This is a genomic window from Erythrobacter aurantius (assembly GCF_023823125.1).
Classification (GTDB): Bacteria; Pseudomonadota; Alphaproteobacteria; order Sphingomonadales; family Sphingomonadaceae; genus Erythrobacter; species Erythrobacter aurantius.
Window position 1 is genome coordinate 819,952 of the sequence record NZ_CP090949.1, and the last position, 14,338, is coordinate 834,289.

A 14,338-nucleotide genomic window follows, 5' to 3' on the forward strand; every position below is an offset into this window, starting at 1 on the left:
CACTATTGTCCGGCGGCAAGGTTCCACGCGTCACGAGCGGCTCTCTCCCCGCCGTATTCAGCCATGCAGCGCATGTAACGCGGGTGAAATTCGTAAGGAGAAAACTCGCGCTTGTCGGCCTCCAGCGCCGCCGCGCAAGTCGTCCCGCCGTCATAGACAAAGCCCGTTAGAGGGTCGTCTTGGAATATCTGCAAACGGTTTTTCGAGATGAAGGCCATCCGCAGATTTCCGTTGTCCCGCGCCCATCGCAGCACCCGGTCGACCGAGAGCTGGTACACCTGATTTTGCAGGATATCGACCGACCGCAGGCCGACATTGTAGATGCTCCACTTCTCGAACGGCTCACCCTTGTCATTGGTCCAGGGCTTTTCGAAAATCGCGCTGTTGACGACGACGTCGACCTGCAATTCCTCGTCCAGCTTGGCCACGTCGATAACACTGTCGATGAAAACCCCGTAGCGCGCGCCGCCATCGATAAACATTTCCGGTTCGCGGATCAGATTGCGCCCTTCCCCAAGCTTGTCGATCACCTCCAGCTTGAGCGTCACCGGAGGGACACCCGGGGGCACGGTGGAGGAGGCAAGCAGCGTTTCGACGTAGCAATCGCGCTTCGCTTCGGGGCTCAGGCGAGGGTCGGCGGCGAGCCGCGTCATGTCGACCGCGTAAGCCTTGCCGTCGTCGAGATTGGCCACCCCGACCAGCAGTTTGCGAGTGGGCTTCCCGTCGCTGCGTTCGGCTTGCCCTTCGGCTGCGACGGCTGCGAGCGTCTGCGGAGAAATCAGCCCGCGCAAGGTGGAGCGCAGCGGGTCGAACCGTGCAACCGAACCATTCCTAACAATTGAGGCGTTTCTCCATCCTGCGACATCCATGACATCGGCTTCGGATGAGAGGGCGTAGGCCAGTCGCAGATCGCCCAGATTGCTCTGGCCGACCTCGCCCACACCCTGCGCCGCCTTCATGTAATCGGTGTATACGCGGTCGGTCGGGACCGGACGATTGGCGAGGAAGACGAAGGTCGATTGCAGCGCTCCGGTGCTGATCGCGGTGACGATGCGGTAATCGGGCACGTCGCCATGCTCGTCCAGCCCCTTGAACAGCCCGGCTCCGAATGATCCGTTCTGGCTGCCGCCGCTCAATACGGCGATGTATTTCGTCGTGCGCGGCGCGGGTGAGGCGGAGGGCTCACCCGGATCGCCGACAATGACCGCATCCGCCGCGTCGGAGCCGATCGTGTCCGTCAGCAATTTACGGAATGGTTCTTCGCCTGTATCCGAAACACCAAGCTTCGCGTCCGACTTGCGCGGCAGCAGATCTGCGCTGGCGACCATTTCATAAGCCGGCAGCACGCATTCGGCCACCATCGGCGGCCGCGTCTGTGCGCATCCGCCCAGCATCGCGGCGATTGCTGCGACGCCTGCCAACCTTGCGATGAATTCCCGCATGTCATGCCCCCCCCCTGAACTGCGTGTCCACGTTTGATGCGGGATTAGCCCGCGTGGCGATAGGACGCCAGCGACGCTTTCCACATCAGCGCGTGGTTTCAAAGGGTTGGGCGGACGGATCGCATTGATCCGCCCGCCTGTCCGGTCATCCTAAGATCAGCGGACGATGTCCATCTCTTCGATCAGGGCATCGGCGCCGTCCACCTTCTCCATCACCCACAGCATGTACCGCGTGTCGACATGAATCGTACGGGTGGTGCGCGGGTCGAAATCCCAGTCGGAATTGACGCTTTCGAAGGTCCCGTCGAACAGCAGCCCCACCAATTCGGCGCGCGCGTTGAGCGTCGCCGATCCGCTGTTGCCGCCGGTGCTGTCGAGATCGGACAGGAAGTTCACCGGAACCGAGCCGATGCTGTCGAGCGCGTAAGAGCCGTAATCCTTCGCCTCGATCGCTTCGAGCAGCTTGGCTGGCGAATTGAACGGATCAATGCCGGTGTCCTTGTCCGTGATCCCTTCAAGCGTGGTGAACGGCAGGTATGCCATACCGTCACGCGGCGACCCGCCCAGCACATTGCCGAAAGTCACGCGCAGGGTGCTGTTCGCGTCGGGATAGGTCAGCAGGCCGGATTCGCGCTGCCACTGGGTAATCGCTTCCATATAGGCAGGGCGCAGCGCCAGCGAGCGACCGGCGCGGATTTCCGCCTGCTCCTCCAGATCGCGCTCATAGTCATAGAGTGCGATCGCAAGCTGCATGAAGGGGTCTTCATGCGCTTCGAGCTCAGCCGGCGTTGCTTCCATCAGCGCCAGCCGCGTCGCCGCATCCCCCAGAACGGTGCCGGCATAGAACCGGTCGAGCAGGCCGGGCAGGTCGGCTTCGGTCGTTTCCGCGGTCAGGCCCAGCGCGGCGTCGAACACGGGGACGCGCTCTTCCATAGGCTGCGCGATATAGCCCGACAGGAACATCACCCATTCGGCCTTGTCGACAACCGGATCATAGCGCCGGTCGAGCGCCTGCAGGCCTTGACGGAAGAAGGTCATGTCGCGGTCCTGATAGCCGGGTTCACGCTCGGCATTGGGAAGCTCGCGTTCCTTCGACAGGCGATAGAGCCGCTGTGCCGCAGCAAGCAGCTGGGCGCGGGTGGAATTGCCGTACCAGAAGCCTGTGCGCGCAGCCTGCGCGCTTTCTTCCGAAAGCTCTGCCAGCGCGGCGATTGCCTCGCCGAATCCGGCACGCGCAGGATCGGCAGCGATCCATGCGGTCAGTTCGGCTTCGCGTTCGCGGCGGCGATCCACCAGCCCGACCCGGCGTGCGCCGTCGATCTGGCCGCGCAGGTTTTTTTCGAAATTGTTGAGGCCGGCAAGGCGGCTTTCATATTTCACCCGCGCGTCGGATCCTTCGGGAGCCGCGCCTTCGATGGTGGCGATCCATTCGGTCAACAGCGTCTGGAACGTCGGGTAATTCCAGTCAAAGGTGTTCTCCACCTCGGCCAGCAGTGTGTAACGGCTGGTCGAACCGGGATAGCCCGCAGCCATTACGAAATCGCCATCGTCCAGTCCCGCCGCGCTCACCTTCAGATGGTGTTCCGGCTGATAGGGGACGTTGTCTTCGCTGTAATCGGCGGCCGAACCGTCAGGCGCGACATAGGCGCGGTAAAAGGCGAAGTCGCCCGTGTGACGTGGCCACTGCCAGTTGTCGATATCGCCGCCATACTTGCCGATCGAATCCGCAGGGGCATAGACCAGCCGCACGTCGCGCACTTCAAGCCGCTTGATCAGCTTGTACTGAGCACCGCCGTAAAAGCTGGCGACCTGACAGCGATAGCCCGCTTCTTCCTCGCATTCGGCGGTGATGTCCTTGCTGCGCTGCTGCACCAGTTCGTAGCGCGCGAGTGGCGCCAGTTCCTCGGTGCCTTCGCGCATCCGTGCTGTCACATCGGTGAGTTCCGTGGTGACATAGATGCGCGAACCGGGAGCCGCGGGTAGCTCGGCGCTCTTGTCCTCGGCCAGAAAACCGTCGACCAGATAGTTGTTTTCGGCAGTCGAATTGTACTGGACCGATCCGCGCGCGCAGTGATGGTTCGTCACCACCAGCCCTTGGGGTGAGACGAAGCTGGCCGAACACCCGCCCAGCGATACAACCGCACCCATCGGAAAGCCGGTGAGATCGGCGAGTTGTTCGGGATCGATCTCAAGCCCGGCTTCGCGCAATTGCCCGCTGATTTCCTGCAACTGGTCAGGTGTGAACATGCCTTCCTTGGCGGCCACCGGCGCAGTCATGGCAGAACAGCCGAGCAGCAGCCCGAGCGTACGAAGCTTCATCGATTTCATTGATTTGAACCCTTTTTCAGTCTCTGCCGGGGGCTATGCCACCCATGGCCCCGTGATCGCAAGCGTGCGTGTCGGCGCATAGGCGTTGACGAAGAACCACTTGCCATCGGGGGAGAAACATCCCCCGGCCAGTTCGGTCTGCATGGTGAGCCGCGCGAAATCATATGGACGCCCGTCGGGCGTGATGCCGCGCACATGATTGTCCACCACATCGGTATACTGGTCTTCGCACACCAGCAGATGGCCGTTGGGCGCGACGCACAGATTGTCGCCGAAATTGAACTGTTCCGGGCTTTCGCTCTCGAAGAACAGCTCGACCCGGTCCGGCCCCTGCCCGCGACCGGGAACGAAGCGGAAGATCTGCCCCAGCTTCATTGCGCCCCCGCTGGTGGAGCAGAAATAGAAATCGTCATCGCCCATGTGCAGCCCTTCGCCGCGTGCGATCGGGGCGGCACCCTTGGCAATCGCACGCAGGCGCAAATCGTCCTGCGGGGCTTCGACATTGTCGAGATCGACCCAGCGCACCGTGAACATCTGCCGCAGCGGCATCGCCGACCCGTCCCAGTTGCGCGTGTCGGCCAGCCCTTCGATCACCATCGCCTGCAGTCTGCCGCCTTCGACCAGCTTGCCCGGTGCGTTAGGGATGAAGCGATAGAGCACACCGTCGTCGCGATCCTCTGTCTGATAGACATAGCCGGTCGCCGGATCGACGCAGGCGGCTTCATGGTTGAAACGGCCCATCGCGCGCAGCGGGACAGGATCGATCAGGCCGGTGGCATCGCCCGGAACCTCGAATGCCCAGCCGTGGTTTACCGCCAGCCCGTCGCCATAGCGTTGGCCGGGGCCGGTCGGCGCTTCCTCGCAGGTGATCCAACTGCCCCACGGCGTGACCCCGCCAGAACAATTGCGGATCGTCCCGCCCAATGTGCGGAACTGGCGCTTCACCTCCAGCGTTTTGGCGTCGAGCACGATATTGGTCGTGCCGCCGGGGGTGAAACGGCCATTGTGGGTGCCGAAGCCCCTGGCAATCGCGCCGCCCGGATCATCGCCCGGCACCATTTCGTGATTGCGCACCAGCACGATCTCGCCATTGCCAAGATCGATGCAGCCCATCCCGTCGGCCTTGTCCGGCACGCTGCCGCCGTCGCTCATCGCATCGCCGAGGCTGGAGAGGACGCGGTAGGAGAACCCTTCGGGCAGATCGAGCATACCGGCAGGATCGGGCCGCAGCGGGCCATAGCCGGAAAAACCCTGTGCCAAAGACGCAATCGGCGCGCCGCGTGTCATGCACCCGCTGGCGAGCAGTGCGGCAAAGGCGCTTCCTGTGGCGGAGACAAAACGGCGGCGGCTCAAGGCCACACTGGCGGGGGAGGGGACGGACATCGGTTTTCCTCGTTCAAGCTTGCCGCGGCGCCTTATCACAGTTGCGAGCCGGAAAAACCGCTGATTGTCGGCTGTTCGAACCAAATCGATGAGTAACGAGGATGATGATGGTGAGCCCTGCTGGGTTCGAACCAGCGACCTACTGATTAAAAGTCAGTTGCTCTACCGACTGAGCTAAGGGCCCCCATGGGTGCTTTGCCGGGCGCTGTGGCCGGGCGTGCCGGAGCGCTCACCTAGGCAGGGAGCGCGGCCGGGTCAAGCGGGCATTCAACTGCATCATGCTGAGGCCCGAAACCGGATCGCGCCAGCGCGGGGCGATTGCCGCTGCCGGCCCCAGCACGAAGGGACGCTCGCGGAAATCGCGATGCGGCACGGCAAGCCCGCGTCCTGCGTATTGTCCGCCGCTCCACAGCACGATGTCGAGATCGAGCACCCTGTCGCCCCAGCGCCTGCCGCTCCTGCGTCCGAACTCGCGCTCGATCCGCTTGAGCCCCGCCAGCAGCGCGGGGGGATCGAATTCACTTTCGATCACGCAGGCGGCGTTGGCGAAGCGGCGCTGCGCTGCTCCGATCGGTGCGGTGGCGATCACGGGTGAACGTGCGGTGACGGTGCCAAGCGCCGCGCATTCTTCCATCGCGGCGGTGACTACATCGCCCGGAAGCCCGTAAAGGTGGTGCCGCCGGTTGGAGCCGAGCGCGATCAGATAGGTGCTGCTCAAGGCGTTCAGATATCCTCGGCGATCCGGCCGTAAAGCTGCGGGCGGCGATCACGGAAGAAGCCCATCCCTGCGCGGTGCGTGGCTGCGCGAGCCAAATCGAGCGTCGCGACCAGAACGCCTTCCTCATCCGCGCCGAAGCTTTCGACGAAATCGCCCCATTCGTCGCTGATGAAGGAATGGCCGTAGAAACTTTGCTCACCTTGCGGCCCTTCGGCCCCGATGCGGTTTGCGGCGATCACGGGCATGCAGTTCGACACCGAATGGCCCACCATCGCGCGGCGCCACATCCGGCTGGTGTCGAGATCGGCGTCATAGGGTTCGGAGCCGATGGCGGTGGGATACAGCAGCGCTTCCGCGCCCATCAGAGCCATCACTCGCGCGCATTCGGGATACCATTGATCCCAGCAAATGCCGACGCCGATGCGCACCAGCTTTCCGTCGTCGCCGGCAATGTCCCACACCTTGAACCCGTCGTTTCCGGGGCGGAAATAATATTTCTCTTCATACCCCGGCCCGTCGGGAATGTGGCTCTTGCGGTAAGTGCCCATGATCGCGCCGTCAGGGCCGATCATCGCGAGGGTGTTGTAATAGTGGTGGCCGTCGCGTTCGAAAAAGCTGGTCGGGATCGTGACATTGAGCCGCGCCGCCAGCGCCTGCATCGCGATCACGCTGGGGTGCTCGGCGGTGGGGCGAGCGAGCGCGAACAGCGCCTCGTCCTCTTCGCGGCAGAAATAGGGGCCGGAAAACAGTTCCGGCGGGAGGATCAGCTTCGCCCCGCGTGCGGCTGCCTGTTCGACCAGAGCGGCAACGGCGGCGATGTTTTCGGCTTCGTCCTCGCGGCCAAGCGCGAGCTGGAGGGCGGCGACAGTGAGTTTGCTCATGACGCCGCCCTTTAAGCTCAGTCTGCCTTCTTGAACAGCAGCGTCATGCGGTCGCTTTCGCCGATCGCCATGTATTCGCTGCGTTTCGGATCGTTCGCGCCGGTGGCCAGTACAGGGGGAAGCGTCCACACGCCATTGGGCCAATTCGCGGGATCATTGGGGTTGGCGTTCACTTCGCTTTCCCCTGCCAGTTCGAAACCATTGGCTTCGAAGATCGCGATCACGTCCTGCTTGCGCATGTAGCCGCGCTGGCGAGCGCCGTAATCGTCATAGCTCGCGCCTTCGGGTGCGCGGTGCTGAACCACGCCGACCATGCCGTCATCTTTCAGCATCACGCGAGCCGCTTTCAACACGGTATCGGCATTGTTGCCGATGTTGAGCCCGTGCATCGAGCGGAAGATCAGAACCCGGTCCACCGTGCCGGCGACATCTTCGGGCATTTCGTCGATTTCGAATGCGGTCACGGCAGAGGCTTCGACGCCCATTCCTGAAGCGACAGTGTTCTTGAACGTCTCGGTCCAGGCATTGGCGCGCACTTCGCGTTCACGGCTGGGATAGGTTTCGGCGTCGCTGTCGGTGTTGAAGGCGATGTATTTGCCGGCAGGCATCAGCAGCGGCGCCAGCACGCGGGTGTACCAGCCGCCGCCGGGGCTGAATTCGGCCACGGTCATGCCCGGTTCGACACCGAAGAAGGCGAGCGTTTCCGCCGGGTGGCGATATTGGTCGCGCGCCCGGTCACCATCGCGGCGTTCATGTGCGAGCACTTCTTCGAGCGTCGGCGCTGCGGCTTCCATATGCGCATCGGCAAGCGCAGGTGCGGCGACGGTGAAAAGGGCGGTGCCGGCGGCCAGCGCGGCCATCGGTGCAAGCAAGGGGAGTTTCATCGGGTCGGTCCTCTCTTCAAAACTGTGAATACCCGCGGTTCTAGGCTGTGGAGCGGGCAACACAAGCCATGCGAACAGGACTCGCGAAATTGCCCGACGGTTCCTATGTCGCGTGCAAGCGAAGGAGAATTACCCGGCATGGAACAGGCAATCATCGCAGGCGGATGTTTCTGGTGCACCGAAGCGGTGTTCCGCGACGTCATCGGCGTAAGCGAAGTGGAAAGCGGATATATCGGCGGGACCAAGGAAAATCCCACCTACAAGGAAGTGTGCACCGGCACGACCGGCCATGCCGAAGGCATACGGGTGACATTCGATCCTTCGGTGATCAGCCTAGCCGAGATCTACGACGTGTTCCTCGGCACGCATGATCCGACGCAGCTCAATCGTCAGGGCAATGACATCGGCACGCAGTATCGCAGCGCGATCTTCCCGCTGAACGCGGAACAGGGCGAAGAGGCGGAAAAGGCGATCGGGCGCTGGAATGCCGAAAACGGCAAGATGGCCGTGACCACGATCGAAGGCCTGATCGGCGACGAGCAGGCCAAGCCGTGGTTTCCGGCGGAGGATTACCATCAGGAATACTGGGAAGGCGAAGGCCAGCGCAACCCATACTGCCTCGCAGTGATCCCGCCCAAGATCATGAAACTCAGGAAGAGCTTCCAGAAGTATGTGAAGGCTTGAGGTTGGGCCATGGCTCCCAATTACACAGCCAACCCCTATTGCAGTTCTATCGAGGTGCAGGCCGACGGGTCCGTTACCTTTGCCTGCTCGCAGGACAAGGCCGCTAATGCGTGGCTGACACTGCCGCCGCATCATCCGGTTGTCGTTCAGACGCAGGCTTTCTGGACGGCGGTGGGCGCCTCGATCGCGCTGCAGGGGATGGAGGCGACGCAGTGGAGCGCGCTGACCTGGATCGATTGGCAACTGGGAAGCGGCGACGATGGCCATGCCGTACGCGGGACTTACCGCCGCGACGAGACAAGCGAAAACCCATCCTACGAGGTGGTCCTGTATAACGAGGCAGGGGCAACAGTTGTGACCATCAGGGGGCGCGGCGTGATCTTTCGCAACCGCAATTTTGAAGCATGGCGCGCGGATGCAAAGGCGCAGGCCCGGCAGGATCAAGATGGGCAGGGCGAATCGTCAGCCAGTTTCACCTATGCCACGCCGCAGGCGCTTGGCTTGACGAAGGATGAGCGTGCACTTGTCGCGCCGATCGCGGCAGGCGCGGATCACGTCGAGGCGCTGGTTACTGCGGCGAACGGCTTTCCGCCCGGCAACCCCCTGATCGGCGGTTCGGGCGACCATGTGAACTCAACCCATTTCCACGAAATCGCACGACAGGCCACGTTCCTCGTCAAGGGCCGCACGGATATTGAGACAAGCGGCACGATGACGCTGAACCGCTATGTCGAACTGGGCACTCCGCTGCGGCTCAACATTCTCGACAATGCGGAAAGCCACATCGCCTATGAGATTGAGCAATTGGGCAAGACTTGCGCGCAGATCACCTTGCGCTGGTGAAGCGTTTCAGCGCATCCGGCCAGAAGCAGACAAGGAAACCCACGATCATCGTGGCATAGCCATAGGGGTTTGATCCGATCCCCCAGGCGCTGATTACAACCGCGCCAATGATGACCAGTCCTACGCCAATCTTCGAATGGTGCCAGTGGCACAGCCCGACCAGCGCCAGCGCTACCGTGAAAACCCGCCCGGCCCAGTCGATAAACGGTTTCCATACAGGACCGGTGTTCATCAACTCCCCGACCACGGCAGAGCGCAATTCCGGCTGGGGAAAGCTCCACAGGACAAAGTCGATCATGCACATGCCGATGATGAGGATCGACCCGGTTATCATCGCCGGACCCGCGATCAGTGCCAGGCCCCGGCGCGGCAGGCGCGCGGCAAAGGGGATCAGCAATGCTGCGCCAAGGAACATCAGCCAGTGGATGTAATCAATCGGCACTTCATCCTTGGTCATCGAACCGGTGGTCACGATCCAGATCTGCCCCGCCAGATAGAGCGTAAGGCCAATGATGAAGACAGTTTTGTCGATACGATCAGGCATATGGGGCTTTCTTCATTCTCTTACCCACCGCCCAACGAAGAACCCGTCGAGCCCGCCTTCATCCGCCAGCATCCCCGGATCGGTCCGCAGCCAGCCTTCGGGTGTGGGCGCGATGCCGCCGGGGAGTTCTTCCGGTGTGATGGGTGCGGGCGCAAGGCCACAGTTTGCGTCGATCCATTCGGCTTGATCCTCGCCTTCCTCGCGCTCCAGCGAGCACACTGCATAGACCAGCGTACCGCCCGGTTTCAGCCAGCCTGCCGCCCGTTCGATCAGGGCGCGCTGGATTTCGACCATTTCGGCGATCTGGCGCGGGCCGATGCGGTGGAGCACGTCAGGGTGGCGGCGGCAGGTGCCGGTCGCGGTGCAGGGCGCGTCCAAAAGGATCGCGTCGAACTGGTGCTTCGGCTCCCAAGTCAGGGCATCGGCGCGCACGGGTGAGGCTTGCAATCCGGTGCGCTTGAGATTGTCCTTCAGCACATCCAGCCGCCGCTTCGAAATGTCCAGCGCGGTCACCTTCCACCCCGCTGCTGCCAGCGCCATCGTCTTGCCACCCGGCGCGGCGCACAGATCGAGCGCGCTTTTGCCCGCGCCCTCGCCCAAGAGGTGGCTGGGCAATTGCGCGGCGAGATCCTGCACCCACCAGGCGCCGTCCTTGAACCCTTCGAGGCTTTCGACCTCCGTGCCGCGCGGGACGCGGACGTGGCCGGGGGCAAGGCTGATCCCGCCAAGCTGTGCCTGCCATTGTGCAGTTTGCCCCTGCTCTTTGACGTGCAGATCGACTTCGGGCGGAAAGGCGAGGCCAGGCGCGATGCGGCCAGCCATTTCGCCCCAACGTGTGCACACGGCATCGGGCAGGCTTGGCACCTCTGGCAAGCTCGCCGACTGTTTCATCAAGGTCGAGAATACCCCGTGCGCCAGCCTGCGCGGGCCGCCTGCCAGCAGCGGCAGACCGGTGGCAATCACCGCATGCGCGGGCGTTTCCAGCCGCAAGGCCTGTGCCAGCATCATCCGCAAGACGGCGCGCGGCTTGGCATCGTCGGGCAGGCGCTGCTTCGTCGCGCTGTCAATCAGGGCATCGATGTCGGTCAACCAGCGCAGCGTCTCACCCGCGATCGCCCGCGCCAGCGCCTTGTCATTGGCGTCGCGCACGTCGCGCAGCGCGCCCGGCGCGGCTTGCTCCAGTGTCTCGCCCCGGCGCAGCACCGCGTCGAGCATTTTGAGCGCGGCGCGGCGCGCGTGAATTCCTGTGGGTTGGGCCATCGCACTTGCGGTTAGCGGCAGTTGAAACCAAGCGCCAGCACGCGCATTGATATCCCTGTATGACGAAAGAAAAATCCGAAGCCGCGAAGACCTTCAAGAAGCCCACGCACTGGACCAATGATCCGCCGCCCGCGCCGAAGAAAGTCGATCCGCTGAAAGACGAACCGCGCGATCTTTCGCCCACCCGCTATGGCGACTGGGAGAAGGACGGCATTGCCTGGGATTTCTGACAAGCCTCAGGAATCGTGGATGAAATTCACGAGGAAGAAGCGCGGGCCATCCTTCACAAGACAAGTGACCTTCGTCCGTTCACGGCCGAGCGGCCCGAATTCGCACTGACCTTCCGCCTCGGTCCATTCATTCTGCGAGCGCAGGCGAATGGCGGATATTTCGAACCGGTCGGCGCGGGTAAAACCGCCGCGAAATTCGACCGACCTCAGCCGCGAAGGGTATGTGAAGGCGATTTCTGCCTCCGACCCGCCCCGGCGGATTTCCAACCGGTCGCATTCGACAAAGACATGCCCCTGTTCAAGCAGCGGGGCGAGGTCTTCGGAATAGCTGCGCCGTCCCTCGATCACCTCGGGATCGCTGCCGACAGCCTGTGCGGCGACACCAGACGCCGCCAGAACGGCAAGGCAAGCGGTCATTGCGAGTCTCTGGCAAAGGCGGCCCATTGCCAGACTTTCGCTGCGGGCTGATTAGCGGCCTGTGAACGTCACAGCTTCACGAATTCCACTTTCAGCCCGTCCTTGGGCTGCGGGATCGGCCAGTCCTGCCAGTCGGGCTTGTACCCGGGCTCGGCTTCGATGCGGTAACGTTGCAGCAGCTGCGCCAGCAGGATCTTCACCTGCATATAGGCAAAGTGCAGGCCCAGGCACATATGGGCGCCGCCGCCGAACGGCACCCATGCATATTTGTGCCGCGCCTTCACCTTGTCCGGCGTGAAGCGCATCGGATCGAAGGTGAAGGGATCGTCCCAATATTCCTCCGAATGATGCGTCCAGTAGATGTTGATGCCGACCATCTGCCCTGCCGGGATGCGATAGCCTTCGTATTCGAATTCGCGCAGCGCACGGCGCGGCATGGACGGCACCGGCGGGATCATCCGCAGCGCTTCCTTGAACGCCATTTCGGTAAGGTCGAGCTTGGCGAGATCATCGTAAGAAAGTGGACGCGGCTTGCCGTCCCCGTCGGGGCCGCCCGTCACGGCGAACACTTCCTCGCGCAGCTTTTCCTGCCATTCGGGATTGGTCGCGAGATAATAGATCAGCGATGTCGCGCTGGAAGTGATGGTGTCATGCGCCGCCATCATCAGGAAGCTCATGTGATCGACCACCTCGTCCACCGGCAGCATCGTTCCGTCTTCGCGGGTGGCGGTGGCGAACTGGCTGAACATGTCCTGCCCGCCGCCTTCGGCCCGGCGACGGTTGGTTTCGCGGGTCAGGTATTCGATCATGTATTTGCGGCCATCGACGCCCTTCTTCATTTTCGTGAAGGGCAATGGCTGGCGGACGGGGGCGACCGACGCCTGAACCATGTCGACAAAAGCGGTGTTGATCCGGTCCGCCTCCGGCCCCCACGGAATGCCGAGGAAGCTGTCGGCGGCGAGATCGAGCGTCAGCTTCTTGATCGCGGGGTAGAATTCCATCCGGCCTTCCCAACCGGCAACCTCGCGCGCGATCCCGCTGTTGAGCGCGCCCGAATAATGCTGCATCGGCCCCGGCTTGAACGCGATCGAAAGCGCGCGGCGATCAATCCGGTGATGGTCGAAATCCATCAGCATCAGCCCGCGCGGGAACAGCTGGTCCAGCACCGGGCCCCAACCCTGTTCGGACGAGAAGATCTTGTCCTTGTTGAACAGCACCATCTCATTGGCTTCGGCGCCGATCAGCGCGACATTCCACCCGCCAAAGGCATAGGTCTTGTAAACCTTGCCATAGGTTTCGATCATCCGCTTGGTAAAGGCGTGGGGGTTGGCCAACTGCTTGAAGGTGTTGCCGACAATCGGCCAGCCGGCTTCGCCCGGAATATGCGCCAGCTCCGCTTCGGTCGGCACGCCGTCGCTCCAATGGCGAAACGGATTGGCCGTCATCGGCTTTTCAGCCTTTGCAGGTTTGGGGGCGGGTGCGTTTTCAGGCTGGGCCAAGGTTGCCATCGGATCCTCTCTATCGCGCTATCGGTCGGCTCAACGATACGTTTGCTATTTGCAACTTACCACAGTGTAAATAGGCCGCCAACTCCGCTCGTCGATCAGATCCAGCCGGATAGCTCCCGGCGGATCATCTTTTCCAGCATCTGCACGCCGCTGGATGAGACGTTGAGACAATCGAGCACGGCGTAGTTTTCGCCGCCCGCCTCGATGAATTCGTCGCGCCCTTCGAGCGCGAGTTCCTCCAGCGTTTCGACGCAATCGGCGGCAAAGCCGGGAGCGGCGACGACAAGGCGCTTCGTACCCTTTTCGCCTTCGGCGATCAGCGTGTCGTCAGTCGCCGGTTCAAGCCATTGCGCGGGGCCGAAACGCGACTGGAAAGTGGTTTCGAACCGGACATCAGCGAATTCAGGGCGCTGCACCAGCCGTTCGCGCAGCAGGCGCGCACTCTTGTGGCAATGGCAGTGATAGGGATCGCCCTTTGCGAGCGTGCGCATCGGCATTCCGTGGAAGCTCAGCAGCATCACTTCAGGGTCGAAATCTAGTCCACGCACCTGCCGTGTAAGATCGTCGGCCAGCGCTTCGAGATAGAGGTTGTCGTCGTGATAGGGTGGCAGGAACCGCAGCGCGGGTTGCCAACGCATCTGCCCCATGACGCGTGCCACTTCGTCAAACACGGTCGCGGTGGTGGCGGCGCAATATTGCGGATACATCGGCGCGATCAGGATCCGGTCGCAGCCCTTCTCGGTGAGTTCGCCCAGACGCTTTTCAATCGAAGGCTGGCCATAACGCATCGCGTAATCGACCACGATATCGACCCCGCTCTCACCGCCCATTTCCGCCGCAATGGCTTCGGCCTGACTGGCGGTGATATCGGCCAGCGGGGATCCCCGGTCGGTCCAGATCTTGGAATAGGCCGCCGCGCTTTTCTGCGGGCGGGTGTTGAGGATGATGCCGCGAAGGATCGGCTGCCACGCGATTGCGGGGATTTCGATGACTCGCGGATCGGACAGGAACTGCTTGAGATAGCGTTTGACCGAACCCGGATCGGGCGCGTCGGGCGTGCCGAGATTGACCAGCAGGACGCCGATGGAGCCGCTGTTCACCGGCGGGTGATCATTGGGGAGGCGCTGCGCTTGCCAGGTCATGCTGCGCTCAACGCGTGAATGCGCATGTGTATCCCCGCCTTGTGCAGGCGACAGCTACGGCCACGGACGGGCGA

General features: G+C 62.6%; 14 protein-coding genes and 1 tRNA gene. 3 read left to right on the plus strand and 12 right to left on the minus strand.

The annotated features are described in order from the left end of the window. Positions 1 to 2 precede the first annotated feature (2 nt). The 7 genes from L1K66_RS04145 to L1K66_RS04175 all read right to left on the minus strand — a co-directional run bounded on the left by L1K66_RS04145 (position 3) and on the right by L1K66_RS04175 (position 7,636). Entirely contained in the window at positions 3 to 1,442 is a 1,440-nt protein-coding gene (locus tag L1K66_RS04145) for a patatin-like phospholipase family protein (RefSeq protein WP_252259743.1), read from the minus strand. A 156-nt stretch (positions 1,443 to 1,598) separates the two neighbouring features. Beyond that, positions 1,599 to 3,761, minus strand: a complete 2,163-nt coding sequence (locus L1K66_RS04150; protein ID WP_407932000.1) for a S46 family peptidase — start codon at positions 3,759 to 3,761, stop codon at positions 1,599 to 1,601. Positions 3,762 to 3,803: 42 nt separating this feature from the next. Next, complete coding sequence (locus L1K66_RS04155) at positions 3,804 to 5,153, minus strand: alkaline phosphatase PhoX (protein WP_252259745.1); 1,350 nt, start codon at positions 5,151 to 5,153, stop codon at positions 3,804 to 3,806. Positions 5,154 to 5,261: 108 nt separating this feature from the next. Continuing rightward, positions 5,262 to 5,337, minus strand: a tRNA-Lys gene (locus L1K66_RS04160). A 45-nt stretch (positions 5,338 to 5,382) separates the two neighbouring features. Continuing rightward, the gene (gene folK, locus L1K66_RS04165) at positions 5,383 to 5,871 is read right to left on the minus strand and encodes a 2-amino-4-hydroxy-6-hydroxymethyldihydropteridine diphosphokinase (protein WP_252259746.1); all 489 of its coding nucleotides are present in this window, start codon (positions 5,869 to 5,871) and stop codon (positions 5,383 to 5,385) included. Positions 5,872 to 5,876: 5 nt separating this feature from the next. Further along, positions 5,877 to 6,752, minus strand: a complete 876-nt coding sequence (gene aguB / locus L1K66_RS04170; protein WP_252259747.1) for an N-carbamoylputrescine amidase — start codon at positions 6,750 to 6,752, stop codon at positions 5,877 to 5,879. 17 nt (positions 6,753 to 6,769) lie between these two features. Continuing rightward, on the minus strand, positions 6,770 to 7,636 hold the full coding sequence (locus L1K66_RS04175; RefSeq protein WP_252259748.1) for a class I SAM-dependent methyltransferase: 867 nt from the start codon (positions 7,634 to 7,636) through the stop codon (positions 6,770 to 6,772). A gap of 138 nt (positions 7,637 to 7,774) precedes the next feature. On the opposite strand from L1K66_RS04175, the gene msrA reads away from it, so the two are divergent. Beyond that, the gene (gene msrA / locus L1K66_RS04180) at positions 7,775 to 8,320 is read left to right on the plus strand and encodes a peptide-methionine (S)-S-oxide reductase MsrA (protein WP_034956807.1); all 546 of its coding nucleotides are present in this window, start codon (positions 7,775 to 7,777) and stop codon (positions 8,318 to 8,320) included. A 9-nt stretch (positions 8,321 to 8,329) separates the two neighbouring features. Beyond that, entirely contained in the window at positions 8,330 to 9,163 is an 834-nt protein-coding gene (locus tag L1K66_RS04185) for a hypothetical protein (protein WP_252259749.1), read from the plus strand. Here L1K66_RS04185 and L1K66_RS04190 read toward each other — a convergent pair. Together L1K66_RS04190 and L1K66_RS04195 are read right to left on the minus strand one after the other, a co-directional pair. Then, entirely contained in the window at positions 9,147 to 9,707 is a 561-nt protein-coding gene (locus L1K66_RS04190; RefSeq protein WP_051700253.1) for a hypothetical protein, read from the minus strand. The genes L1K66_RS04185 and L1K66_RS04190 overlap by 17 nt on opposite strands. A gap of 12 nt (positions 9,708 to 9,719) precedes the next feature. Further along, complete coding sequence (locus L1K66_RS04195; RefSeq protein WP_252259750.1) at positions 9,720 to 10,967, minus strand: RsmB/NOP family class I SAM-dependent RNA methyltransferase; 1,248 nt, start codon at positions 10,965 to 10,967, stop codon at positions 9,720 to 9,722. Positions 10,968 to 11,026: 59 nt separating this feature from the next. Here L1K66_RS04195 and L1K66_RS04200 point away from each other — a divergent pair, with 59 nt between their 5' ends. After that, positions 11,027 to 11,197 (plus strand): DUF1674 domain-containing protein, encoded by a 171-nt coding sequence (locus L1K66_RS04200; protein WP_252259751.1) that lies wholly within the window; start codon positions 11,027 to 11,029, stop codon positions 11,195 to 11,197. Between the two features lie 6 nt (positions 11,198 to 11,203). On the opposite strand, the gene L1K66_RS04205 is transcribed toward L1K66_RS04200, so the two are convergent. The 3 genes from L1K66_RS04205 to hemH form a co-directional block, all read right to left on the minus strand. Then, positions 11,204 to 11,614 carry a hypothetical protein gene (locus L1K66_RS04205; protein WP_252259752.1) on the minus strand — a complete coding sequence of 137 codons (411 nt, stop codon included), beginning with the start codon at positions 11,612 to 11,614 and terminating at the stop codon, positions 11,204 to 11,206. Between the two features lie 68 nt (positions 11,615 to 11,682). Then, the gene (locus L1K66_RS04210; protein WP_407931974.1) at positions 11,683 to 13,122 is read right to left on the minus strand and encodes a cytochrome P450; all 1,440 of its coding nucleotides are present in this window, start codon (positions 13,120 to 13,122) and stop codon (positions 11,683 to 11,685) included. A gap of 95 nt (positions 13,123 to 13,217) precedes the next feature. After that, positions 13,218 to 14,264, minus strand: a complete 1,047-nt coding sequence (hemH, locus tag L1K66_RS04215) for a ferrochelatase (RefSeq protein ID WP_252259753.1) — start codon at positions 14,262 to 14,264, stop codon at positions 13,218 to 13,220. Between the last annotated feature and the right edge of the window lie 74 nt (positions 14,265 to 14,338).

Excerpts from the sequence above, each read along its gene's own strand:
- L1K66_RS04145 (WP_252259743.1), bottom strand. The coding sequence starts at position 1,442 with ATGCGGGAATTCATCGCAAGGTTGGCAGGCGTCGCAGCAATCGCCGCG.
- L1K66_RS04150 (WP_407932000.1), bottom strand. The coding sequence starts at position 3,761 with ATGAAGCTTCGTACGCTCGGGCTGCTGCTCGGCTGTTCTGCCATGACT.
- L1K66_RS04155 (WP_252259745.1), bottom strand. The coding sequence starts at position 5,153 with ATGTCCGTCCCCTCCCCCGCCAGTGTGGCCTTGAGCCGCCGCCGTTTT.
- aguB (WP_252259747.1), bottom strand. The coding sequence starts at position 6,752 with ATGAGCAAACTCACTGTCGCCGCCCTCCAGCTCGCGCTTGGCCGCGAG.
- L1K66_RS04175 (WP_252259748.1), bottom strand. The coding sequence starts at position 7,636 with ATGAAACTCCCCTTGCTTGCACCGATGGCCGCGCTGGCCGCCGGCACC.
- msrA (WP_034956807.1), top strand. The coding sequence starts at position 7,775 with ATGGAACAGGCAATCATCGCAGGCGGATGTTTCTGGTGCACCGAAGCG.
- L1K66_RS04185 (WP_252259749.1), top strand. The coding sequence starts at position 8,330 with ATGGCTCCCAATTACACAGCCAACCCCTATTGCAGTTCTATCGAGGTG.
- L1K66_RS04190 (WP_051700253.1), bottom strand. The coding sequence starts at position 9,707 with ATGCCTGATCGTATCGACAAAACTGTCTTCATCATTGGCCTTACGCTC.
- L1K66_RS04195 (WP_252259750.1), bottom strand. The coding sequence starts at position 10,967 with ATGGCCCAACCCACAGGAATTCACGCGCGCCGCGCCGCGCTCAAAATG.
- L1K66_RS04200 (WP_252259751.1), top strand. The coding sequence starts at position 11,027 with ATGACGAAAGAAAAATCCGAAGCCGCGAAGACCTTCAAGAAGCCCACG.
- L1K66_RS04205 (WP_252259752.1), bottom strand. The coding sequence starts at position 11,614 with ATGACCGCTTGCCTTGCCGTTCTGGCGGCGTCTGGTGTCGCCGCACAG.
- L1K66_RS04210 (WP_407931974.1), bottom strand. The coding sequence starts at position 13,122 with ATGGCAACCTTGGCCCAGCCTGAAAACGCACCCGCCCCCAAACCTGCA.
- hemH (WP_252259753.1), bottom strand. The coding sequence starts at position 14,264 with ATGACCTGGCAAGCGCAGCGCCTCCCCAATGATCACCCGCCGGTGAAC.